The organism is Halalkalibacter sp. HAAS-P013, from assembly GCF_056619925.1.
The window spans coordinates 70,096-94,197 of sequence record NZ_JBWQTU010000003.1; the positions used below are offsets into that span (position 1 = coordinate 70,096).

Sequence of the window (24,102 nt, forward strand, 5' to 3'; positions counted from 1 at the left end):
AGAGATGGAAAATGAGTATGCATATGGAGTCTAGACAAATGGAAGTAAGACAGTTGGAGAAAAAATGGGGAGAAGACCTCAGGTGGAATGGGATTGAAAGACCTTATTCAGCTGAAGATGTCGTTCGGTTAAGGGGGTCTGTTCAAGTTGAGCATACACTTGCTAAAAGAGGTGCCGAGAAGCTATGGAAGTTATTAAAGGAAGAGGATTACGTGAACGCCCTAGGTGCACTAACTGGAAATCAAGCTGTTCAACAGGTGAAGGCAGGTTTGAAAGCTATCTATTTAAGTGGGTGGCAGGTAGCTGCTGATGCGAATCTTGCTGGTCAAATGTATCCAGATCAAAGTCTGTACCCAGCTAATAGTGTTCCGAGTGTAGTGAAGCGGATCAATCAAGCATTGCAGCGGGCTGATCAGATTCAACACATGGAGGGGAAAGGGAATATTGATTATTTTGCTCCGATTGTGGCAGATGCAGAAGCTGGCTTTGGTGGCCAATTGAATGTATTTGAATTAATGAAAGGGATGATTGAAGCAGGAGCAGCGGGAGTTCATTTTGAAGATCAGCTCGCCTCAGAAAAAAAATGCGGTCATCTTGGAGGGAAAGTTCTTATTCCAACACAGACAGCTATTCGTAATTTAACAGCAGCACGACTTGCTGCTGATGTAAGTGGAGTGCCAACGATTATTGTTGCTAGGACGGATGCAGATGCAGCTGATTTAATCACTAGTGATATTGATCCGGCTGATCAACGATTTATTACGGGGGAACGTACACCTGAAGGATTTTATCGAACAAATGCAGGAATTGATCAAGCAATTGCAAGAGGTCTTTCTTACGCCCCGTATGCTGATTTAATTTGGTGCGAAACATCAAAACCGTCTTTAGAAGAAGCGAAACAGTTTGCAGATGCCATTCATGCACAATATCCTGGTAAAATGCTTGCTTACAATTGTTCGCCTTCATTTAATTGGGAAGCAAATCTAGATAAAGAAACGATTGAAACGTATCAAGTTGAGTTAGGGAAAATGGGTTATAAGTTTCAATTTGTAACGCTGGCAGGTTTCCATGCACTTAATCATAGTATGTTTGAACTCGCTCATGGATATAAAAAGCGCGGTATGGGTGCTTACTCTGAATTGCAACAGGCAGAATTTGCAAGCGAACAAAAAGGATATACAGCAACAAGACATCAGCGCGAAGTAGGAACTGGGTATTTTGATGAAATTTCTCAAGTTGTTTCGGGAGGTACGTCATCGACGACGGCTTTAAAAGGATCGACAGAGGAAGCGCAATTCCAAAAGTAGAGCATAGTAGTGAATAAATAACAGCCTCTGCATTTTTTATGCAGAGGCTGTTATACTACAGATGGTTTTGTGTTTTGTTTATATAATACAATTATTGTCGGTTTATCTCATTCTTTGTATCTTTTTTCATTTTCTTGCCGGGGAAATATTGCATTTGATCTATTCATGTTAACCAATAGAGGAGTATAATTAGCGATATACTTAATTTTGGAAGTTTGGTTGGAGAGGATTCAAATGGATATTTTCATACAAGTGGTTTTGCCTGTTTTTTTTGTTTTTATTATTGGATTCATAGTACAAAAATGGAAGAAAACCGATATAAAACCAGTATCGACGGTTGCTATATTTATCATGACACCTTGTTTAGTATTTCGAACATTTTATAGTTCTGAATTAGATGTCCAATCTTTATATATGGTTATTTTTTCTATTATCTTACTTTTTAGTTTAATAGTTATTAATAAAGTCTACGTCAAAATTATGAGATACAATCAATCAATGGAAAGTGGTTTGATCCTGTCAACTGCTTTTATGAATGCAGGAAACTACGGTGCCCCTATCATATTGTTTGCTTATGGTGAAGAGGCGTTTGCGTATGCCGTTATGTTTCTTGTCTTACAATCAATTGTGATGAATTGTTTCGGAGTTTATTATGCTGCGAGAGGCAAGGCTGGGTTTGGGGTTGCCCTTAAAGAAGTATTTAAAATGCCGGCAACATATGCAGTGGTTATTGGTCTTTTCTTGAAGATATTTAATGTGTCTTTGCCAGACAATGTCCTTGTAACAGTTGATATTATAGCAGAAGCGGCCATTCCAACAGTAATGATTATTTTAGGGATGCAATTAGCTAGAATTCAATGGGGGGGATTTGAATGGGGAAAAGTAACTTATTCTACTATAATTAGACTGCTTGTTTCTCCGGCTATTGGGTTTGGGATTACGTTATTGCTCCCTATGGATCCAACAATGGCAAAAGTGTTAATTGTTTCTTCGGCCATGCCATCAGCAGCGACCATTGTTATGTATGCTGTTCAATTTGATGCACACCCTAGACTTGTCTCTAGTGTAACGTTAGTTTCCACAATTCTCAGTGTCATCACTATTACATTGTTGTTAGTTATACTAGGATGAAAACAATGTCGAAAAACAGTCTTTTTCCATTGCTTTTTTTCAGTGAAATCTTTATCATAATGAAGAGATTGTTTTAGAAAGGTAGGAGGACGAAACATGAAAATGATGGATGCAAATGAGATTATTCAATTTATCTCTAAAAGTGAAAAGAAAACTCCGGTTAAAGTACATATTAAAGGTGAATTAGAGGACTTAAACTTTGGAGCTGATACAAAAGCGTTTATTACAGGGTCTGTAGGAGTGCTTTTTGGTGAGTGGAGTGATATTGAGCCTGCATTAAAAGAAAATGAAGCGAAAATTGAAGACTATGTTGTTGAGAATGATCGTCGTAACTCCGCTATTCCGCTTCTTGATATGAAAGGAATTCAAGCGCGCATTGAGCCTGGTGCTGTCATCCGTGATCAAGTTGAGATCGGAAACAATGCTGTTATCATGATGGGTGCTAGTATTAATATCGGTTCTGTCATTGGTGAAGGAACGATGATTGATATGAACGCTGTATTAGGAGGACGCGCAACAGTAGGAAAGAACTGTCACATTGGTGCTGGTTCTGTACTAGCTGGAGTAATCGAGCCACCTTCTGCAAAGCCAGTAGTTGTCGAGGACGATGTGGTAGTTGGTGCGAATTGTGTTATCTTAGAAGGTGTAACTGTAGGGAAAGGCGCTGTTGTAGCTGCTGGAGCAATCGTAACTGAAGATGTTCCTCCTAATACAGTAGTAGCTGGTACACCAGCACGTGTTATTAAAGAAATTGATGAAAAGACAAAAGGGAAAACAGAAATTAAGCAAGAACTTCGTCGTTTAAATGAAGATAGATAAGTAGTGGACAAGCAGCTTTGTTGTTAGGGATGATCCTTTCGGCAAAGCTCTTTCCATACCTAGAGTGAAAGGGGAGCATTTTGTGTCAAACTGGATAGAACGTGACAAACAAGTGATTATGTCTACATATGGACGCTTACCGATTGTGATTGATCGTGGAGAAGGAAACTATCTATTTGATGAAGATGGTAAGAAATATTTAGATTTATTTACAGGGTTGGCTGTTAATATATTAGGCCACTCTCATCCTGAGATTACGAAAGCACTTACGAGTCAAGCATCTAAATTCCTTCATATATCAAATTATTTTTATAACAAGCCAGCGATCACTTTAGCTGAGAAAATGGTTGTAAATTCAATCAGAGGAAAAGTTTTCTTTGCAAACTCTGGGGCCGAAGCAACAGAGGCTGCATTAAAATTTGTTCATAAGTGGTCAAAAGAACAAGAGGAAGAGCGTAATGGAGTCGTTGTCCTTAAAAAGAGCTTTCACGGAAGAACTTTAGGGGCTTTAAAGTTAACAAGGCAAAAAGGAGTATACCAAGACTTCCCTGTAACAGATACACCTGTTTATGAGGTGGAAGCTCATGATGTGAAAGCGTTAAAAGAAATATTTGAAGTAAATAAACCAGCTGCTATAATTGTTGAACCTATCCTAGGATCTGGTGGTATTGTAACGCTTGAAACAGAATACTTACAAGAGATCTCAAGACTTTGTAAGGAATACGGTGTCCTTTGTTGTATGGATGAAATCCAAACAGGAGTTGGTCGTACTGGAACCTTTTTTGCGTACCAGCATGCCGGTATCATACCTGACGTCATTCTTTTTGCAAAAGGGATCGGGGGAGGCCTTCCACTGGGAGGGATTATTGTTGCAGAGCGTTATGCTCACTTGTTTAAACCTGGTGATCATGGCACAACCTTTGGACCATCTCCATTAAGTGCTGCATTAGGGAACGCAGTTATTGATGTTTTGATGGAAAAAGGTCAGCTGGAGGAAGGCAATCGTGTTGCTTCAGAGCTACATGGATCTGTCACAAAATTACAAGAACAGTTTCCGAGTGTAATCTCTGATGTCCGCGGCAAAGGCATGATGCTTGGCATTGTCATGAATCTGGAAGCTTCATCAGTAAAAGAGATTCAACGTCAGTTGCTTGAAGAAGGACTAATGGTAGATGTGACTCAACAAACAATCATTCGATTATTGCCGCCGTTAACATTGACTAGTGAAGAGGTTATTTTATTTATGAAGACTTTTGAAGAAAAGCTACAAAATGTGATGAAGGTGAACTCTAATGTTATCAGTTGAGCAACTCACACAAATACGGCGTGATCTACATCGAATACCAGAATTTGGTTATGAAGAAGTGAAGACACAAAAATATCTATTAGAGCAGATTGGTCGATTGCCTCAAGAGCTGTTAACGATAAAAAAGTGGAAAACAGGGATATTAGTTCATGTTAAAGGATTAGATTCTTCTAAAACGATTGGTTATCGTGCAGATATTGACGGGTTGCCAATTGTTGAACAAACGTCTTATACGGACTTTCGCTCAACGCATGAAGGAGCAATGCATGCATGTGGTCACGACCTACACATGACTATTGCCTTGGGCGTGTTATCGTTTTTTGCTCATCAACAACCAAAATATAATCAAGTGTTTATTTTTCAACCTGCTGAAGAGGGGCCAGGTGGTGCGAAGCTTATGCTTGAATCAGCGGAGTTAATGGAATGGAAACCCGATCAAATTATGGCGCTTCATATTGCTCCTGAATATCCGGTCGGTACGATCGCAATAAAGACAGGCATGTTATTTGCAAATACATCTGAGTTATTTATAACATTAAAAGGAAAAGGGGGCCATGCAGCCTATCCTCATACTGCTAACGATATGGTCGTTGCAGCAAGTCATCTTGTCACCCAATTACAAACGATTGTATCTAGGAATGTCAATCCATTAGATGCCGGTGTTGTAACAATTGGAGTTATTAAGGGTGGGACAAAACAAAATATTATTGCTGATACGGCTGTGGTTGAAGGAACGATTCGAACACGTTCAATCGAGACGATGAAGTTAATAAAAAAACGAATTGAAGATCTTACAAAAGGGATGGAGATCGGCTTTGATTGCTCCATTTCCATAGATTATGGAGCTAATTATTGTCAAGTTTATAATGAGGAAAGTGTTACAAATGATTTTATTGAATATTTGAAAGGTCAGGAATCCGTCAACCTTGTTATATGTGATGAGGCAATGACTGGGGAAGATTTTGGTTATTTCTTAGAAGAAATTCCTGGCTTTATGTTCTGGCTCGGTGTTGATAGTAAGTATGGCCTTCATGATGCGCGATTAGAACCAAATGAGAATGCCATTGGTTTTGCGGTTCAAACCATTGTTGACTATTTAACTAAGTAAATATATTTGTCTCGGGGTATCCCAAAAGGTCAAAATCTTACCTTTGGGGGATACCCCTTCCAAAAGATTGCAACGATTTAACTTATTGCTTCGAGGTTGTCTAAAAGGTCAAAGAACCGGCTTTTTTAGACAGCCTCTTTTTATAAGCGTAAGTTTTGATATTTCATGCATAGTTACCATATTTTTGGGGAGTTTAATTATTGAAGTGAATTAAACTTTTAATTAGTGGAGGTACGAAACATGCCAAAAATTGGTGTCGAGCAATCGCTTACAGCTGTACAACAAGAACTACAATCAATGGGTTATGATGTTGTTCAATTAAAGCAGGAACAAGATGCACAAGGGTGTGACTGCTGTGTCATTACAGGGCAAGATCAAAATGTGATGGGTGTTCAAGATGCAGCCATTAAAGGTTCTGTTATCAATGCGCATGGAATGTCAGCACAAGAAGTATGTCAACAAGTTGAACAAAAAATAGGCCATTAACAATAATTAAAAAGGAGGCTGGTATGTTTCAGCCTCCTTTTTAATGTATTGATTTTTTATTGCTCTTTCTTTTCAATATAGACTTGATGCGGATATGGAATTTCAATGTTATTAGCATCAAGTGCTTCTTTTAATGCTTTCCGTAGTTTTCTTTCAACAGCCCATTGCTCCATATTTTTAGTTTTTGCAATTACTCTAATCACAACGTCCGAATCGCCAAGGCCTTGAACACCAACGACATTGGGTCCTTCCTTAATCGTTTCATCTTCTGTTGCAATTTTATCGCAAGCATCTTGTAAAACAGCCATAGCTTCATCAATATTATCATCATATGAAATACTCATATCAACAAGTGCTCTCATGTTACCGCGCGAATGATTGCTAACATTTGTTATCCCTCTATTCGGTATGTAATGCAATGTACCATCGAAGCCTCTTATCTGAACATTTCGTAAGCCAACTTCTTCAACAATGCCATCAACTCCACTAGCAGTAACATATTCTCCTACATCGATTTGTCTTTCTAGGAGTATGAAAAAGCCTGTGACAACATCGCTCACTAGACCTTGTGCCCCAAAACCAATTGCTAGACCGACAACACCGGCACCAGCAATTAACCCGGTTGCGTCAAGTCCAAAAATACTAATAATAATCGTAATAAATACGAATATGAGTACATAGGAAAATGCATTCACTGAAAGCTTCTCAAGTGTTTTTACGCGGGGGGCGGACATCCCTTTTTGCAATTCCATTTTTGAAAATCCACCTTGAATTATTCTTTTCCCAATTGAACGCGCGATCAAAAAAGCTAAGATAGCCAATACCATTTGACCGACGAGTGTGATCACCCCTACAAGAAATGTCCCTTCTGTAAGCTGGTTAAGCCATGGTTCCATTTAATCACTCCTATAATTTAATAACTCTATCAAAGCTATTCCCGTTCGGTTATACATTCAAACAATTTTGATAGGTGAATATTAATACAGCATAAAAAAATTACTTCTCTCAGTAAAGCGAAAGAGCTTTACTGAGAATGATAAGCATATTTGTCGCATTACGTGGAAAGGACTGGTATAATTTAATTTGAAAAGATCGTTTATTAGCTACAACTATGGGTATACTACAATTGGTGCTGATGTAATAGAAGAAAACATATTAATTTATATTTATTATTAATTAATATTGACTAGTGTTAAATCTTCTTTTATAATGACGGCTGTATAGTAAATTTATTTTTAAATTGGAGGTTTTACATATGACAGACAAACGTATGGTAGCAAAGCAAGCACCGCGTTTTGAAATGGACGCAGTTATGCCAAACAAAGAATTTGCAAAGGTTAGCCTTGAAGAAAACATGAAAAACGATAAGTGGACAGTTCTTTATTTCTACCCAATGGACTTCACTTTCGTTTGTCCAACTGAAATAACTTCTTTAAGTGATCGTTATGATGAGTTCGAAGACTTAGATGCTGAAGTAATCGGAGTATCAACTGACACAGTTCATACTCATAAAGCATGGATCAACACAGCTCGTGATGAAAATGGTCTTGGTGAGTTAAAGTATCCACTTGCTGCTGATACAAATCACGTTGTTTCTCGAGAGTATGGAGTTCTTATTGAAGAAGAGGGTGTTGCTCTTCGTGGACTATTCATCATCAGCCCAGAAGGTGAGTTAATGTACTCTGTTGTTAACCATAACAACATTGGCCGTGATGTAGACGAAACACTTCGTGTACTTCAAGCCCTACAAACTGGTGGCCTTTGCCCTGCAAACTGGAAGCCAGGTCAAGAAACACTTAAAGTGTAAGAAAAAAGGAAAGATAAAGGGTCTAGCAGTGATGTTAGGCCTTTTTTTATCCTAGATGCTTTAAAAAAGGCTGTTTTCGTAAAGGGTGTTGCTATAAATAGTTTTCCTCTTAGTGAAATGGAGCGGAAGTCACTCGACTCCTGCGGGATGTAGAGGTAGGGGCGAGACCCCACAGGCGCAGCCGAGGAGGCTCGGCACCTCCCCGCGGAAAGCGAGTGGCTAGAGCGCAATGGAACGAACATGTGAAGGATACGTACCCCATAAAAACAACAAAGTATGCGAAGACAGCCTAAAAAAAGAGGAGGTTTTATTATGGCGTTAAAATTAAGATCTCAGATGCCGGAGCTACAAGGAGCTTCAACTTGGTTAAATGGTGAAGTGACGAAAGATGAATTAGTAGGTAATAAACCAACACTTTTTCATTTTTGGTCAATTAGTTGCGGTTTGTGTAAAGAAGCAATGCCAAACGTAAATGAGTTTCGTGATTTGTATAAAGATCAGTTGAATGTAATTGCTGTTCATATGCCTCGTTCTGAGAAGGATTTAGATCTAGAAGAAATTAAAAAAGTAGCAGAAGAACATGGTATTAGTCAACCAATTTTCGTAGATAATGATCACAAACTTACTGATGCATTTGAGAACGAATATGTTCCTGCATATTATGTATTTGATGAGGAAGGCCAACTTCGCCATTTTCAAGCAGGTGGAGGCGGTATGAAAATGCTGACAAAGCGAGTAAATCGTGTATTAGGTATAAAAGAATAAAGATCAACAAGACTCTCGAGGTGTTCAATGGGCTAGTGCTCGTTCAACACCTTCTTTTTTTGTTTCATTACATCACTTTGGATCATTTCATCATATATATACAACGAGGTGATTTCATGAACATAATTGATAAGAGAAATGCACTTGCATCTAATCGTTCAAGATCGTACAGGAGAAGAGCAAGAAGTGCGATTCGAAACATTGCTATCCATCATAGTGCGACAACTTCTGGTAGTGCAGAAGCATTTGCCCGCTATCATGTAAACGAATTAGGTTGGCCAGGAATAGGCTATCATTATGTTGTTGATAGAGATGGTTCAATTAGTCGTTGTCATGACTTAGAAGTTGTAAGTTATCACGTCGGAAATAGCAATAGTCATGCAGTAGGAATTTGCATGGTAGGTGATTTTAGAAACCAGACGTTACCTGAAGTCCAAAGACGAGCAACTTTAGATTTAACAAGGTATCTAATGGATGAATTGAATATTCCGGTTGATAATGTTTGGGGACATATTGAATTTCCAGGTTATTCATGGAAACCTTGTCCATCTATTAGTATGCAAAGCTTTAGAAATTGGTTACGTGAAGAAGGTGCATCCCTATCAAGTCGGCCAACACAGTCGCCTACCTATGTTGCTGGGGTTAGACAGCGTTCTATACTTTCTCGTGGTGACCAAGGTGATGATATTCGAGCGCTTCAAGAACGGTTAGAGGAGCTTGGATTTCATCCAGGACCAATCGATGGGGTTTTCGGACGACAAACAGCAGATGCAGTAATGAGCTTTCAAAGAACAGCTTCAATTACAGTTGATGGAATTGTGGGGCCGCAAACGCGGGGAGCTCTTCGTGATTTTGAATCTACGATTGAGCCTCCTGAACATGCATCTCCAACAGATGAACCGGATGAACGTGAAGAAATGTATCGTAGTGAAACGAGGAGAATGCTCCGATTTATTCAACCGATGATGCGAGGGGGAGATGTCCAAGAGGTTCAACAAAAAGTTGGAGCTACTGTTGATGGAATCTTTGGACCAGAAACGGAAGAAAGAGTTAGGCAATTTCAGCGTAGTGAAAGGATTACAGTGGATGGGATCGTAGGGCCTCAAACTTGGCGTGCACTAGACCGTGTTGAGCAATTCAATGGAGTAAGTTACCAACGCCTCTTAGCTGTTCAAACACCATTTTTACGTGGATCTGATGTGAAACAAGTACAGGAGGCTCTTGGAATTACAACTGATGGAATATATGGTCCGATGACGGCACAGGCAGTTCGCAGCTTTCAAAGGAGAGAAGCGCTAACTGTCGATGGGATTGTAGGACCACAAACGTGGAGAAGATTATTTGGATAAACACCTTAAAGGGAATGGCTGTTTGCTGTTCTCTTTTTTGGGTTTCGGAGACTCTAAACTATTCCTGTATCTGAGTGAATAGGAAATACCTTGTAATCTCATAGTAAGAAGAGTGAACTTTTTAACAGGAGGATAATATGAAACGTCGTTTTTTTATAGGCTTAACTATTGCTGCAGTTTTTGTTGCTGTATATATGGGACTGTATTATTTCGAGCCAGGTTATGCAGTGAATCCTACTGGAGAACTCTCTTTGAATCACCCTATTGAGCATAAAATGAACGATGTGTATGGTTATGATGTTTGGGGACTGTCTTTGTCATCGAATGAAGCAAATGAACTATTAAACTCTAACGAAGGGAGAAAGATACTTTCGTTACATAATGGTGCTGTCAAAGTAGATGGAGCGTTTGTTCTGGAAGGTCGTGATTTATTTTACGAAGAAATGTTTAATAATGAAGAATTTATAACGGACGTACTAGGAATTTTAGATGGACCATTATCTGTCATTAATATTGGAAAAGCAGTCCTAAAAGCGAGAGGAGAAGGGACGGACAATTTAAAAGTAGAACTAGCCGAAGATGCTGTAATTGGCGGGCAAACATTTAAAAAAGGTCAAATGATCGAAACGGGTTTAGATGTGCCTAAAGGAGCTTTTGGCCCGCTTGGGATGCCGATTAAATTTAGTGAAGGGCGGTCTAAAAGCCGGAATTTCCTGTGCGGCTTGTCATGCGACTGTAGACCGTGATACAGGAAAGGTAATTGAAGGGGCTCCAAATGCAGATTTTAACGCAGGGTTACTAATGGCACTTGCTACAAATTCTACTGCCTACTTTACGAATACAGATGTGGATGCAGAGAAGATCAAGTCTTTTATTAATCATCAAGATTGGATGAAGGAGAAAGAGTTAGGGCAGGAAAACTTTGTTGCTTTGCCAGATGCCGAGAAATTAGAAGATGAAGTAGACAAGGCGTTGTTGGCTTGGCCAAGGGGAAATTTCGATTCAACAATGGACTTAAAAAATAATCCAGCACAGATACCTGATTCATTTACGTTAGGAGATCACCCATATGGTTGGAATGGCTTTGCTTCTATTGGACCATTTAAAGGGTTAACGGCACTAAATAATAATGTTCATGCTCAAAACTCAGACCTCTTAGCTCAAGCAGATCAAAGCGACGAGTTATTTGATATAGAGAAAGAACGTTATATTGGGACACTCCTGCAAAATGCTTCAAATTCAAACTATCGTTATGATAATTCTTTAGAGGAAAAGCCAAGTGACTTACTAGCAAGAGTGGATCATAATAGAACGGTTTATGGCTTTAATGATATGATACGGCCGCCGACCTATCCTAATATTTCTCTTTTTACCCCGAATGGCACAGTAATAGGTTCAGAAGGGCATACAGTCTTAGAGGAATTAAATGCTATATCGGCATATCAAAATGCATTAAAGCCGCCATCGGATGTGCCAACGTATACAGTAACGGAAGCATCTGGTAGAGAAGTGTTTGATCGTGCAGGTTGTATAAGTTGTCATGCAGGAACTGCGCGTACTAATAACCGAGTCGTTCCGAATGAAGTTGTAGGAGCAGAACCTTCTCGTGCTAAAGCATTTGAAGATACAGTCAAATTGCTAAAAGAACCATGGTTTTACCCATTAGATACGCCAATTCCGATACCGGAAGATGCAGAAAGAGTGAAGATCCCAACGAATCAACTAGATATGGATCAGGTTAAACTGACGCTTGCTCAAGGGAATGAAGGTGGATATAAGGTCAAAGGTTTGGTAGGGCTAAAGTTTTCACCACCATATTTACATGATGGAGGTGTAGCGGTTGGCAAGGACAAAATGTCACAATTAGGTATTCCTAGTACGTTAGAAAAAGGAATTATGCCTGATGCATATAACAGTTTATTAGCACTTGTTGATCGTGATTTACGTGATAAAGTTGTTAAGGCCAATAAAGCATCAAAACGCTTGCGGGATGCTCATTCAACTGGTGAAGGGCACAAGCATTGGGTAGATGCACAAAATGGCTTCTCAGCAGAAGAACAGGATGCGTTAATTCAATATTTATTATCAATTGATTTAGAAAAAGAGAAACAAGCAGAGAAGGAGTAGGGGGTTACTCAAAGTAATAAGTGTGTAGCTACAAAAGCTTTACAAGTGATTTAAGCAGTGGATTTCTCCTTTCGTAATATGTAGCGAAAGGAGAAATCCACTATTTGAGGGACAACCTTTTTATTTTTAAAATGAAAAAATCCCAAAGTGATTTCTTGCAAGAAAAAGCGGATGACAATAAAAAGTCATCCGCTTTTTTTATACTTCCATAATGATTGGTAAAATCATGGGCTTTCGTTTCGTTCGCTCATATAAAAATGGTCCAAGTAAATCTGTTATTTCATTTTTGATTTCTGACCATTGAGTTGTTTTGCGCTCCATCACGTCATTTAGGTGTGAGGCAAGTAACTTTTGTGCTTCGTGAATTAAATCACTAGATTCTCTCATGTAAACGAATCCGCGAGAGATTAAATCAGGCCCCGCTGTTACTTTGAACTCTTTCATATTCAAGCTCACAACTACAACAACTAGACCTTCTTCTGAAAGAATACGTCTGTCTCTTAAGACAATGTTTCCAATATCCCCAATCCCATTTCCGTCAACATAGACAGAGCCTGAAGGGACTTTGCCAACTACTCCAGCTTCTTCAGGATGTAGAGCTAAAACATCGCCGTTATCCATAATGAAACTATTCTGTTTTGGTACTCCACAATCTTCAGCTAGTTTCATATGCATCTTTAACATTCTGTATTCACCATGTATTGGCATAAAATACTGTGGCTTCATTAGGCGTAACATTAACTTTTGTTCTTCTTGTCCACCGTGACCTGAAGTATGAATATCATTAAGAGATCCATGAATCACATCTGCACCAGCACGATACAACTGATTAATTGTTTTGCTTACGCTTAGTGTGTTTCCAGGGATTGGTGAAGATGAAAAGACAACTGTATCACCAGGTATAATTTGTATTTGGCGATGTGTACCATTTGCAATCCTAGAAAGTGCTGCCATCGGTTCGCCTTGGCTTCCTGTACATAAAATCGTTACTTGATTGTCAGGTAACTTATTTAATTGTGACGGCTCGATAAATGTATTTTTAGGAGCCTTAATATAGCCTAGTTCTTGACCTATAGTTAAAGAGTTTTCCATACTGCGACCAAATACAGCAACTTTTCTACCTTGCTGAACAGCTGCTTCAACTACTTGTTGAAGGCGATGGATGTTTGAAGCAAATGTGGCAAAAATAACTCGTCCATCTACTTTTCGAACGATGTTACTAATGCTTTCTCCGACTTTGCGTTCAGACATAGTGAATTCCGGGATTTCACTATTTGTACTATCAGATAGTAAACAGAGTACACCTTCTTCACCAATTTTGGCCATTTTTGTTAAATTGGCTGGTTCTCCTACCGGTGTGAAATCAAATTTGAAATCACCAGTATGAACGACATTTCCAGGTGGTGTCTTAACAACAATACCGTAAGCATCAGGAATGCTATGAGTCGTACGGAAGAATGTAACCGACGTTTTCGTAAACTTAACGATTTGGTCTTCATGAATTTCATGCAACTTCGTTTTACGAAGCAAACCGTGTTCTTCTAATTTTCCTTTTAATAATCCAAGAGCTAGCTTTCCTCCATATATAGGAACGTTTACTGCTCGGAGTAAATAAGGAATCCCGCCAATGTGGTCTTCATGACCATGAGTGATAAAAAGACCTTTAATTTTGTCTTCATTTCTCACTAAATACGTATAATCTGGTATTACATAATCGATGCCAAGAAGCTCGTCCTCTGGAAACTTAATCCCCGCATCAATTAAAATAATTTCATCTTGAAATTGAACTGCATACGTATTTTTTCCGATTTCACCTAGTCCGCCTAAGGCAAATACTGCAGTTTGGTTATTTTTTACTTGTTTCATAAAATTAAATAGTCTCCACTTTGAAATTTTCGTTTTGTTGTTCGTATTCGAGATAAGCCCCAGAGACAGGTGTTACAAATTCAATATTGTAATTGCGATCGGCTAGTTTCTTCCTGACATCCTCTTCGCTTTCGCCTTCTACGAAAATAGCTTCAGTAAATTCACGAACAGGAACTTGATTAAAATTCTTCTGATAAAATACTTTAAATAACATGTTACTACCTCTCCTTACCATTGGTTATATTTTCATTATAAAGCAAATGTCATCTCATTTCATGTTATTTATTTACGAGTACGGTTTCGCCTCTACATAAAAGTTCATTATTCACGTTATTAGTCTTAATTAAACTTCGATTAAACGGCTTTTTGGTAAAAGGTTTTTGCAGCCTTTTACGATTTTTTTTCTCAATCTTCGTAACATTAGATTCCACACTCCTTATTCATGTTTTTTCCAATAGGTGAGGGTTTTTATATGTATAGTATGTGTTAGTTAGCATTTAGCTGTTCAAGGTAATAACTGGATAAAAAAATGATTCAACTCCGAGCAACCTCAGGAGATGAATCATCATTTTTATGCCTTATTAGGCAATTCCTTCTTTAATTTATCTTTAAAGCCTTCAATTCGGTCATAGAACATAATGCCATTTAAGTGATCAAGTTCGTGTTGGAATACAATTGACACTAATCCTCGTAAGCGTAATGTTATTTCTTCCCCCTCTAAATTGGTTCCTTTTACTGTGATTCTTGAATAACGAGGAACATTTCCAGGTATATCTCTATCTACAGATAAACACCCTTCGCCACCTTCTAAATGTGTTTCTTCAACAGAATGACTTATTACTTTTGGGTTAAATAACCCCATACTATATAATTGGTCTTGTTCATCTGTTACATGAACAGCAAACATTCGTTTAGAAATCCCGATTTGGGGAGCTGCGATTCCAACACCGGGTCTTAATTCGTATTTTTCCGCAATCTCAGGATCTTGGCTGTTAATAACGAAGTCAAGCATCTCTTGTAGGATCTTTTTATCTTCTTCACTTGCAGGAAGTGAGACTTCTTCAGCTATTTTTCTTAAAACGGGATCGCCTTCTCTTACAACATCTTTCATGGTTAACATTATGTATCACTCCTTTTGCACTTACGTTTACTTTATGAAGAAATAAATGAAATATCAAGTAATATTCTAACAAAAGAAGGAATAAGACAATTTTGTCTTATTCCTTCTTATAATTATTAACAATGTCCGAACTTAGAAGCTCCAACAATGATAAGCAGGATGAAAAGTACTACGATTAACGCGAAACCTCTTCCAGCACCAGGTGCATAAGCAGCCCCTGCTACTACTGGAGCACCATAACCATATCCACAAGGGTCAGTACATCCGTGACCTGCACCATATCCGTAACCAAACATTTTTACATTCCTCCTTTTTCTCTTGCACCGCATTGGCTGCGATTCACTAACTACATTATGCATACTTAGGCAAGTTGGTTGGACGAATGCCCATTTTTACGGATTCTTTTATAATTATTTGATGGACAGGCTCATATTACAAAATAACTGTTCATATACTAGCTTTGAAATTGAAATATTGTTAATTTGTTCCGTTTGTTTTATGGTAGAGTTTTAGTACATGGTAAGGGGGAAAAGGCTGGTGAGTGTTAAGAAATGGGGAGCAGCACTTTTATTAACAACGTTCTTATTAACAGGGTGTGGGGAGAACCCGGCAGAATCAGTATATCAACATTTAGAAGCTGCAGTAGAATTAGAGGTGCCTTTTGAACAACAACAAGAACCTTTGCAAAAAGCTGAAATGAGAGAAAATGAATTATTTGAAGAGATTATTTCGCTTGGTATGAATGAATTTGAAGAAATAGTGGTACTAGCAGAAGAAGCAATCTCATCTATAAACTCTAGAGAATCCATGTTATTACTAGAAAAAGAAAGTATAGAGGATGGTTATCAAGAGTTTCTAAAAATTGAGGAACAGTTTGAGAATATAGAGGGAGAGGAACTTAGCAATTTATTAGAACAACTTAGATCAACCATGGATGAGCGCTATGAGTACTATCAACAGTTATATGTTAGTTATAATGAAGCAATTAGCTTGGATAAGGCGTTATTTGAAATGCTTCAGCAAGAAGAATTGACGATGGAATCGCTTCAAGAACAAATTGACAAAGTGAATGAGATATATGAAAACGTTGTTGAACATAAGGCGCAATTTAATGAATCAACAGACCGTTATAATCAATTGAAAAGGGAATTTTATGAAAAAGCCGAGCTTAACGTACAATACTAATCGTATTGTACGTTAAGCTCTTTTTTGTGTAATCGAGAAAGATTCAATAGGGAGAGATAACCTCATCTGTACTAATGTTGTTGTTAATTGCTATATAACAAGTTGTTTGAGATTGTTTTCTAAGTGCAATGAAAAAAATCTTAAAATTAGATTAGCAAAAGGGATTGACGTATTTTATCTTTGTGATGTAGACTTAATTTTGTGAGTTATGTTGTATCACTCAATTGGTAATTAGACTAATACAGTTAATGTTTTGAGTTGAAAGTGAGCACGAAACTCTGTTCTGTACTTTGTGACATTAAATAGCTTTCATGATTTTTTATTTCAAACTTTTCTCTAAAGGTTATGGAAGGTAAGAGTTTGGGTATCCTATGGGGGAGATTTGTCAAATAGTCATTAGATTCCCTTAATTTATTATTTTTTTATTCGAAAGGAAGAGGTGAAGGTAGTGAGTACAAAAACGTTAGAACAAGTTGAAAATCAATTTGAAACTTTCCAAATTTTAAATGAAGAAGGCGAAGTTGTTAATGAAGCTGCTATGCCTAATTTAAGTGATGATCAATTACAAGAAATGATGAGACGTATGGTTTATACACGTATTTGGGATCAACGTGCGATCTCATTAAACCGCCAAGGGCGTCTTGGCTTCTATGCACCTGTTGCTGGTCAAGAGGCATCAATGTTAGGAAGTCAATTTGCTCTTGATAAAGATGATTGGATTCTACCTGGTTACCGTGATATTCCTCAAATTGTATTTCACGGACTCCCGTTACATCAAGCATTCCTATGGTCTCGCGGACACTTTGCAGGAAGCCAATTCCCTGATGGATTAAATGTTCTATTCCCTCAGATTATTATTGGAGCACAAATTATTCAAACAGCTGGGGTAGCATTAGGCCTTAAGCGCAAAAACAAAAACAACATTGCGATCACTTACACAGGTGATGGAGGAGCTTCACAAGGGGATTTCTATGAAGGAATGAACTTTGCTGGTGCATATAACGCTCCTGCAGTATTTATCGTACAAAATAACCGCTTTGCGATTTCCGTACCTGTTGAAAAGCAGTCAGCAGCAAAAACAATTGCACAAAAAGCAGTAGCGGCGGGTATTGAAGGAATTCAAGTAGATGGTATGGATATTCTTGCTGTATACGCTGCAACAAAAGATGCTCGTGACCGTGCATTAGCAGGCGAAGGTCCTTCATTAATTGAGACAATGACGTATCGTTATGGTCCACATACGATGGCTGGGGATGACCCAACTCGTTACCGCTCTTCTGATTTAGATGATGAGTGGACGAAAAAAGATCCTTTAGTTCGTTTCCGTAAGTTCTTAGAAACAAAAGGTCTTTGGACTGAAGAAAAAGAAAATGAAATTGTTGACCAAGCGAAAGAAGATATCAAAGCTGCAATGAAAGAAGCAGATGCTGCACCTAAGCAAAAAGTTACAGATCTTATTGGTTTCATGTTCGAAGATTTACCTCGTAATCTTCGTGAGCAAATGGAAGAATACACAGCAAAGGAGTCGAAGTAACCTATGGCACAAATGACGATGATTCAAGCGATTACGGATGCAATGCGTAATGAGCTTAAGAATAATGAAGATGTTCTTGTGTTTGGTGAAGACGTCGGTCAAAACGGTGGGGTATTCCGTGCGACAGAAGGCCTGCAAAATGAATTTGGTGAAGAACGCGTATTTGATACGCCACTTGCGGAATCAGGTATTGGTGGTTTAGCAATTGGTCTTGGATTAACGGGATTCCGTCCAGTTATGGAAATTCAATTTTTTGGATTCTTGTTTGAAGTTTTTGATTCTGTTGCTGGACAAATGAACCGTATGCGTTATCGTACAGGTGGAAAACTAACATCACCAATTACTGTACGTTCTCCTTTTGGTGGGGGAGTTAAAACACCAGAAATGCATGCTGATAGTTTAGAAGGGCTAGTTGCACAAACTCCTGGTTTGAAAGTAGTTATTCCTTCAACTCCATATGATGCAAAAGGACTCTTAATTTCAGCAATTCGTGATAACGATCCTGTTGTATATCTTGAACATATGAAGCTATATCGCTCATTCCGTGGCGAAGTACCTGAAGAAGGGTACACAATCCCTCTTGGAAAAGCAGATATTAAGCGTGAAGGAAAAGATTTAACTATTGTTACATACGGAGCAATGGTCCACTCTTCCCTTAAAGCAGCTGAAGAGCTAGAAAAAGAAGGTATTGACGTTGAGGTTATCGACCTTATGACAATCAGTCCACTTGATATTGATACGATTCTTGCTTCTATAGAGAAGACAAATCGTGCAATTGTTGTTCAAGAAGCTCAAAAACAAGCGGGGATTGCAGCGAACGTAGTAGCTGAAATTACTGAACGAGCGATTTTAAGTTTGGAAGCTCCAGTACTTCGTGTAACTGCACCTGATACTGTTTATCCATTTGCACAAGCAGAAGATGCTTGGTTACCTGACTATAAAGGAATCATTGAAACGGCTAAAAAAGTTATTAATTTCTAATCTAACAAGAGACGAGCATAAGAAGAGGAAAGATATTGTCTTTCCTTTTCATTTAAATTCAGTTTAAGAGGAATTAAAGGAGGCACTTCAAAGTGGCATATAATTTTAAACTTCCTGATATTGGTGAAGGTATTCACGAAGGTGAAATTGTAAAATGGTTTGTTAAACCAGGTGATGAAATTAAGGAAGATGACATTCTTCTTGAAGTTCAAAATGATAAAGCTGTTGTAGAGATCCCATCACCAGTTGATGGTAAAATTCTCGAAGTTAAAGTAGAAGAGGGAACGGTTAGTATCGTAGGGGATGTCCTCCTAACTATTGATGCTGGAGATGCAAATCCTGCAGAAGAAGAAGAAAGTGCTCCGGCAGAAGAACCAGCTACAAACGAAGAAACAGCAAAGACTTCTGAGCCGGCTGCTGACACAGCAAATGATGAGGTAGATAGTGATGCGCGTGTAATTGCAATGCCTTCTGTACGTAAATATGCTCGTGAAAAAGGTGTTGCAATTTACAAAGTAAGTGGAACTGGAAAAAATGGTCGTGTCGTTAAAGAAGACATCGATACATTCTTAAACGGTGGATCGCAAGAAGCGCCAGCAGCACAAGCTCATACAGAAGAAAAAGAAGCACCAGCTGCTGCAGCACCTCAAAAAACAGAACCAGTTGCGATTCCTGTTGGAGAACTAGAGCACCGTGTTCCTTTCAAAGGTGTTCGTAAAGCAATTGCAAAAGCTATGGTGAACTCTAAGCATACTGCACCACACGTTACACACATGGATGAAGTAGAAGTTTCTGCTTTAGTTGCTCATCGTAAAGATTATAAAGCTACTGCTGCAGATCAAGGTACGAAGCTTACGTACTTACCTTACGTTGTGAAAGCTCTAACGGCTGCTCTACGTAAATTCCCTGCGCTTAATGCGTCAATTGATGATGCAAACGATGAAATTGTATACAAAAATTATTTCAACATCGGTATTGCTGCAGATACAGAGCATGGATTATTTGTACCAGTAGTTAAAGATGCAGATCGTAAATCAATTTTTGCTCTTGCTGATGAAATTAATGAGTTGGCAGTTAAAGCACGTGATGGTAAACTTAGTGGTGCAGAAATGAAGGGCGGATCTGCCACAATTTCGAATGTTGGTTCAGCTCGTGGTCTTTGGTTCACTCCAGTTATTAATCACCCAGAAGTAGCCATTTTAGGTATTGGTCGTATTGAAGAGAAGCCGGTTGTAAAGAATGGCGAAATAGTAGCTGCTCCAGTACTAGCGCTTTCAATCAGTTATGATCACCGTCTTATCGATGGCGTTACAGCTCAGAATGCACTAAACCACGTAAAACGCCTATTAAATGATCCACAATTATTATTAATGGAGGGGTAAGCATGGTTGTAGGAGATTTCGCAAATGAAGTAGACACACTTGTCATCGGTTCTGGTCCTGGTGGATATGTTGCAGCAATTCGCGCAGCGCAACTAGGGCAAAAAGTAACTATCGTTGAAAAAGGAGAAATGGGTGGCGTTTGTTTAAACGTTGGTTGTATTCCTTCTAAAGCATTGATTGCAGCAGGACATCGTTATCATAATGCAAAGCATTCCGAAGATATGGGAATTATTGCAGAAAAAGTTTCCGTTAACTTTGAGAAAGTACAAGAATGGAAAGCTTCAGTAGTTAAAAAGTTAACAGGTGGAGTAGAAGGACTTCTTAAAGGAAACAAAGTAGAAATTGTTCGTGGTGAAGCGTATTTTGCTTCTGAAAACTCTGTCCGTATCATGGATGAGAAAAGCGCACAAACATACAATTTTAAAAATTGTATAATTGCAACAGGTTCTACCCCAATTGAAATTCCAGGTTTTAAATACACGGATCGCGTCATTAATTCAACAGGTGCTCTAGCTCTTAAAGAAGTACCTAAGAAAATGGTTGTTATTGGTGGAGGGTACATTGGGATTGAATTAGCTGGTGCTTATGCGAATATGGGAACAGAAGTTGTTGTTCTTGAAGGCTCAAAGCAAATTCTTGGCGGATTTGAAAAACAAATGGCTAAGGTTGTTGAACGTCGTTTGAAAAAGAACGGTGTTGAATTCAAGATGGAAGCACTTGCTAAAGGTGTTGAAGAAACAAGTGACGGTGTAAAAGTGACAGCTGAGGTGAAAGGTAAGGAGGAAGTCTTCGAGGCTGACTACTGCTTAGTAACGGTGGGACGTCGTCCGAATACAGATGAGATTGGTCTTGAGCAAATTGGTGTTGAAACAACAGATCGCGGAGTTGTTAAGATTGATAAGCAGTGCCGTACAAGCGTTTCAAATATCTATGCAATTGGTGATATCGTAGAAGGACCACCATTAGCTCACAAAGCTTCTTATGAAGGGAAAATTGCTGCTGAAGCAATTGCAGGTGAAAAGTCTGAAATAGATTACCTTGCGATTCCAGCTGTTGTATTCTCTGATCCTGAGCTAGCAAGTGTTGGATATACAGAAGCAGAAGCAAAAGATGCTGGGTTTGATGTTATTGCATCGAAATTCCCATTTGCTGCTAATGGCCGTGCGTTATCTCTAAACGAAACAGATGGCTTTATGAAACTGGTTACTCGCAAAGATGACGGACTAGTTATTGGTGCTCAAGTAGCCGGCCCTAATGCTTCGGATATGATAGCAGAATTAGGTCTTGCGATTGAAACAGGAATGACTGCAGAAGATATTGCATTAACGATTCATGCTCATCCTTCTTTAGGTGAAATTACAATGGAAGCAGCAGAAGTTGCCCTTGGAACACCAATTCATATTGTTAAGTAATATAAAAAAGGCTTTTCACTTTTGTGGAAGGTCTTTTTTACTTTTAGTACAACTAAATATGGTTTTATACTAAAAAATCCAGTTTCTCTATTAAAGAGATACTGGATTTATGTATGTATTCGATTGAAATATAGGTGAGGTTTAGCTTTGCTTCCTTCTCAAGTTGAAATACTTCCATTAAATGTGTTAATATTTCGTCTTTTGTAAATATGCCTTCCATTCGTAAGTCCTCGTGATCACCGGTTATTACGAGCATAGTTGGGAATTGTTCGATGTTAAAATAACGAATCGCCTCACGTTCATCTGCGTCAATAATTAAAAACGAAGGCATCTCACTTGGATAATTTTGTTTTAGTTCAAGGAACGCGTCATAATATGTTTTCTCATCTTGCATAGTAGAAGAATCTGAAAAAAGGACAGTAATTGTTTCGTCAGTATGCTGCTCTAAAGGATTTTCTATCGATGATGCTGCTGAAAAGCACGAGTTTAATAATAGAATTGATCCAATTATCATCACTTCGACATACTTGTCCATCACTAGTCACATCCTTTTTATAAAATTACATTTTTTTACTAATTGAGTTATGTTACTTCATTTTATCACGCATTGATTCACTTAGGATATTTATTATTTAAATGTAATCAAATAGAAATATTTAGGACTTTTATATGACAAAAGACGCCTCTCCTAGGTGGGGAAACCGGAGAAACGTCTTTTGCTTTTACTATTTCTATTTCTTCTTTTTTAACTCTGCTTTTTCTTTTTTAAAGGTAGATTTTTCTTCTTTTAATTTTTCACGCTCTTGTTTGAGCTCATATCGTTCAAGACGAATACGTTCTTTTTCAGTTGCTAAAGTTGGTTTTTCTGCCTTTAATGCTTTCATAACAGAGAAAATCATCATAATCATAATAATTGTAAAAGGGAGGGCGGCGATGATCGCTGCTGTTTGTAAGGCCCCTAATCCTTTTTCTGTTGATAGTAGGACAGCTGCTGTTGCAGAAATAATTAGCCCCCAAACAAATTTCACTCCATTTGGTGGGTTTAGATTTCCATTCGTTGTTTGCATCCCCAGTACAACTGTAGCTGAATCGGCAGATGTAACAAAGAAAGAGGAAATCAAAAAGACGGCAATAATTGAAAGGAGTAATCCGAGTGGGAATTGTTCGAGTACGGCAAACAGAGCAACTTCCATACCACCTTCAGACATCGTTCCCATAATGTCGGCTGTACCGAGTCTTTGAAGTTGAATTCCTGTCCCACCGAAGACAGCAAACCACAAAGCACCGAAGATAGATGGAACAGCAAGTACACCAACAACAAATTCTCTAATTGTACGTCCTTTTGAAACGCGTGCTATAAATGTTCCTACAAATGGAGCCCATGAAATCCACCATGCCCAATAGAAAATAGTCCATCCTTCAACCCAAGTCGTTTCAGGGTTGTATACATCGAGCCTGAAGCTCATTCCAGCGAGATTCTGAATGTAGCTACCAATCCCTTGTGTAAAAACGCCCATTATGTAGCTAGTTGGACCAAATAGTAAGACAAATAACATTAATGCAATAGCAAGATACACGTTTACTTTACTTAAAATACGAATTCCTTTATTTAGACCAGTTTGGGCTGATATCATAAATAATACAGTAACAATAAGGATGACAATAAGTTGAAGCATTACTTCATTCATCTCTTGTAAACCTGGTATTAAATAAGAAAGCCCAGCTGAAATTTGGGCAGCTCCAAATCCTAAAGATGTAGCTACTCCAAAAATTGTTGCAAAAACAACCAATACATTAATTGATGTACCTAAACCGCCATTTGCTCTATCTCCTAACAATGGTTCTAAAACAGCGCTCATGACAGCTGGCGACTCTTTTCTAAATCTAAAATATGCTAGTGCTAATGCGACGATAGAATAAATCGCCCATGGATGTAGTCCCCAATGGAAAAAAGCATATCGCATCGCTTCACCAGCAGCTTGTGTGGAACCAGGTTCTGCTGTAGGAGGATCAAAGAAATGATAGAGCGGTTCCGCAACACCCCAAAAAACAAGCCCGATTCCCATTCCAGCAGTAAATAAAAAAGCAAACCAGGTTAAATAGTTATATTCAGGTTTATCATCGGGTTTACCGAGTTTAATTCTACCGTATGGACTAAATATTAAATATAGACAAAAAATCAAAAAACCAGTAGCGGCTAAAAGATAAAACCAACCTAATTCATTCGTAATAAAACTTTGAATGCTTGTTGTCACTACTTCTAAATTATTTGGAGCAACGATTCCCCAAATAATAAAGGCGACTGCAATTGCAACTGAAATTGTAAAAACAGGTGTCACTTTTTTCATTATTCATCAACCTTTCTTTAAAAACCAACTTCTACCGTACCATAAACGTGAAATAGAGTGCAAAAGATT

At 38.4% G+C, this 24,102-nt stretch carries 22 protein-coding genes and 1 pseudogene; 16 read left to right on the forward strand and 7 right to left on the reverse strand.

Going from position 1 to position 24,102, the window contains the following annotated elements; all coding sequences use genetic code 11:
• Positions 1-23 precede the first annotated feature (23 nt).
• The 6 genes from aceA to AC1FXP_RS06675 all read left to right on the forward strand — a co-directional run bounded on the left by aceA (position 24) and on the right by AC1FXP_RS06675 (position 6,157).
• The gene (gene aceA, locus AC1FXP_RS06650; RefSeq protein WP_480059816.1) at positions 24-1,307 is read left to right on the forward strand and encodes an isocitrate lyase; all 1,284 of its coding nucleotides are present in this window, start codon (positions 24-26) and stop codon (positions 1,305-1,307) included.
• A gap of 234 nt (positions 1,308-1,541) precedes the next feature.
• On the forward strand, positions 1,542-2,438 hold the full coding sequence (locus AC1FXP_RS06655) for an AEC family transporter (protein WP_480059636.1): 897 nt from the start codon (positions 1,542-1,544) through the stop codon (positions 2,436-2,438).
• Positions 2,439-2,534: 96 nt separating this feature from the next.
• A complete protein-coding gene (dapD, locus tag AC1FXP_RS06660; RefSeq protein ID WP_480059638.1) occupies positions 2,535-3,257 on the forward strand; it encodes a 2,3,4,5-tetrahydropyridine-2,6-dicarboxylate N-acetyltransferase in 723 nt (240 codons plus the stop codon).
• Positions 3,258-3,339: 82 nt separating this feature from the next.
• Positions 3,340-4,563 carry an aspartate aminotransferase family protein gene (locus AC1FXP_RS06665; RefSeq protein ID WP_480059640.1) on the forward strand — a complete coding sequence of 408 codons (1,224 nt, stop codon included), beginning with the start codon at positions 3,340-3,342 and terminating at the stop codon, positions 4,561-4,563.
• Positions 4,550-5,671 carry an N-acetyldiaminopimelate deacetylase gene (locus AC1FXP_RS06670; protein WP_480059642.1) on the forward strand — a complete coding sequence of 374 codons (1,122 nt, stop codon included), beginning with the start codon at positions 4,550-4,552 and terminating at the stop codon, positions 5,669-5,671. The genes AC1FXP_RS06665 and AC1FXP_RS06670 overlap by 14 nt, the downstream gene beginning before the upstream one ends.
• 240 nt (positions 5,672-5,911) lie before the next feature.
• A complete protein-coding gene (locus tag AC1FXP_RS06675) occupies positions 5,912-6,157 on the forward strand; it encodes a YkuS family protein (RefSeq protein ID WP_480059644.1) in 246 nt (81 codons plus the stop codon).
• A gap of 56 nt (positions 6,158-6,213) precedes the next feature.
• On the opposite strand, the gene AC1FXP_RS06680 is transcribed toward AC1FXP_RS06675, so the two are convergent.
• On the reverse strand, positions 6,214-7,053 hold the full coding sequence (locus AC1FXP_RS06680; protein ID WP_480059646.1) for a mechanosensitive ion channel family protein: 840 nt from the start codon (positions 7,051-7,053) through the stop codon (positions 6,214-6,216).
• 359 nt (positions 7,054-7,412) lie between these two features.
• Between AC1FXP_RS06680 and AC1FXP_RS06685 the strand changes: the two genes are divergently transcribed.
• The 5 genes from AC1FXP_RS06685 to AC1FXP_RS06705 all read left to right on the forward strand — a co-directional run bounded on the left by AC1FXP_RS06685 (position 7,413) and on the right by AC1FXP_RS06705 (position 12,205).
• Entirely contained in the window at positions 7,413-7,964 is a 552-nt protein-coding gene (locus AC1FXP_RS06685; RefSeq protein ID WP_250095216.1) for a peroxiredoxin, read from the forward strand.
• Between the two features lie 312 nt (positions 7,965-8,276).
• Positions 8,277-8,729 (forward strand): redoxin domain-containing protein, encoded by a 453-nt coding sequence (locus AC1FXP_RS06690; RefSeq protein WP_480059648.1) that lies wholly within the window; start codon positions 8,277-8,279, stop codon positions 8,727-8,729.
• 116 nt (positions 8,730-8,845) lie between these two features.
• On the forward strand, positions 8,846-10,078 hold the full coding sequence (locus AC1FXP_RS06695) for a peptidoglycan recognition protein family protein (protein ID WP_480059650.1): 1,233 nt from the start codon (positions 8,846-8,848) through the stop codon (positions 10,076-10,078).
• Positions 10,079-10,215: 137 nt separating this feature from the next.
• The gene (locus AC1FXP_RS06700) at positions 10,216-10,824 is read left to right on the forward strand and encodes a hypothetical protein (protein ID WP_480059652.1); all 609 of its coding nucleotides are present in this window, start codon (positions 10,216-10,218) and stop codon (positions 10,822-10,824) included.
• A complete protein-coding gene (locus AC1FXP_RS06705; RefSeq protein WP_480059654.1) occupies positions 10,742-12,205 on the forward strand; it encodes an electron transport protein in 1,464 nt (487 codons plus the stop codon). Before AC1FXP_RS06700 ends, AC1FXP_RS06705 begins: the two co-directional genes overlap by 83 nt.
• A 198-nt stretch (positions 12,206-12,403) precedes the next feature.
• Here the strand turns inward: AC1FXP_RS06705 and rnjA are convergent, their stop codons facing one another.
• The 4 genes and pseudogenes from rnjA to AC1FXP_RS06725 form a co-directional block, all read right to left on the reverse strand.
• Positions 12,404-14,071, reverse strand: a complete 1,668-nt coding sequence (gene rnjA, locus AC1FXP_RS06710) for a ribonuclease J1 (RefSeq protein WP_480059656.1) — start codon at positions 14,069-14,071, stop codon at positions 12,404-12,406.
• A gap of 4 nt (positions 14,072-14,075) precedes the next feature.
• Entirely contained in the window at positions 14,076-14,285 is a 210-nt protein-coding gene (locus AC1FXP_RS06715; protein ID WP_480059658.1) for a DNA-dependent RNA polymerase subunit epsilon, read from the reverse strand.
• A gap of 357 nt (positions 14,286-14,642) precedes the next feature.
• Positions 14,643-15,191, reverse strand: a complete 549-nt coding sequence (gene def / locus AC1FXP_RS06720) for a peptide deformylase (RefSeq protein WP_480059660.1) — start codon at positions 15,189-15,191, stop codon at positions 14,643-14,645.
• Between the two features lie 116 nt (positions 15,192-15,307).
• Positions 15,308-15,385: pseudogene (locus AC1FXP_RS06725) on the reverse strand (YjcZ family sporulation protein); the annotation flags it as partial.
• Between the two features lie 343 nt (positions 15,386-15,728).
• Here AC1FXP_RS06725 and AC1FXP_RS06730 point away from each other — a divergent pair.
• The 5 genes from AC1FXP_RS06730 (at position 15,729) to lpdA (ending at position 21,685) form a co-directional block, all read left to right on the forward strand.
• Positions 15,729-16,376: a YkyA family protein gene (locus AC1FXP_RS06730; RefSeq protein ID WP_480059662.1), complete on the forward strand. Its 648-nt coding sequence runs from the start codon at positions 15,729-15,731 to the stop codon at positions 16,374-16,376.
• A gap of 448 nt (positions 16,377-16,824) precedes the next feature.
• Positions 16,825-17,910 (forward strand): pyruvate dehydrogenase (acetyl-transferring) E1 component subunit alpha, encoded by a 1,086-nt coding sequence (pdhA, locus tag AC1FXP_RS06735; RefSeq protein ID WP_480059664.1) that lies wholly within the window; start codon positions 16,825-16,827, stop codon positions 17,908-17,910.
• 3 nt (positions 17,911-17,913) lie between these two features.
• Entirely contained in the window at positions 17,914-18,891 is a 978-nt protein-coding gene (locus AC1FXP_RS06740; RefSeq protein WP_480059666.1) for an alpha-ketoacid dehydrogenase subunit beta, read from the forward strand.
• 92 nt (positions 18,892-18,983) lie between these two features.
• Complete coding sequence (locus AC1FXP_RS06745; RefSeq protein ID WP_480059668.1) at positions 18,984-20,273, forward strand: dihydrolipoamide acetyltransferase family protein; 1,290 nt, start codon at positions 18,984-18,986, stop codon at positions 20,271-20,273.
• Positions 20,274-20,275: 2 nt separating this feature from the next.
• On the forward strand, positions 20,276-21,685 hold the full coding sequence (gene lpdA, locus AC1FXP_RS06750; RefSeq protein ID WP_480059669.1) for a dihydrolipoyl dehydrogenase: 1,410 nt from the start codon (positions 20,276-20,278) through the stop codon (positions 21,683-21,685).
• Between the two features lie 64 nt (positions 21,686-21,749).
• Here the strand turns inward: lpdA and AC1FXP_RS06755 are convergent, their stop codons facing one another.
• Both AC1FXP_RS06755 and AC1FXP_RS06760 read right to left on the reverse strand, forming a co-directional pair.
• Positions 21,750-22,220, reverse strand: coding sequence for a hypothetical protein (locus AC1FXP_RS06755; protein ID WP_480059671.1), 471 nt, complete (start codon positions 22,218-22,220; stop codon positions 21,750-21,752).
• Positions 22,221-22,416: 196 nt separating this feature from the next.
• Entirely contained in the window at positions 22,417-24,033 is a 1,617-nt protein-coding gene (locus AC1FXP_RS06760; RefSeq protein WP_480059673.1) for a glycine betaine uptake BCCT transporter, read from the reverse strand.
• Positions 24,034-24,102: the final 69 nt, after the last annotated feature.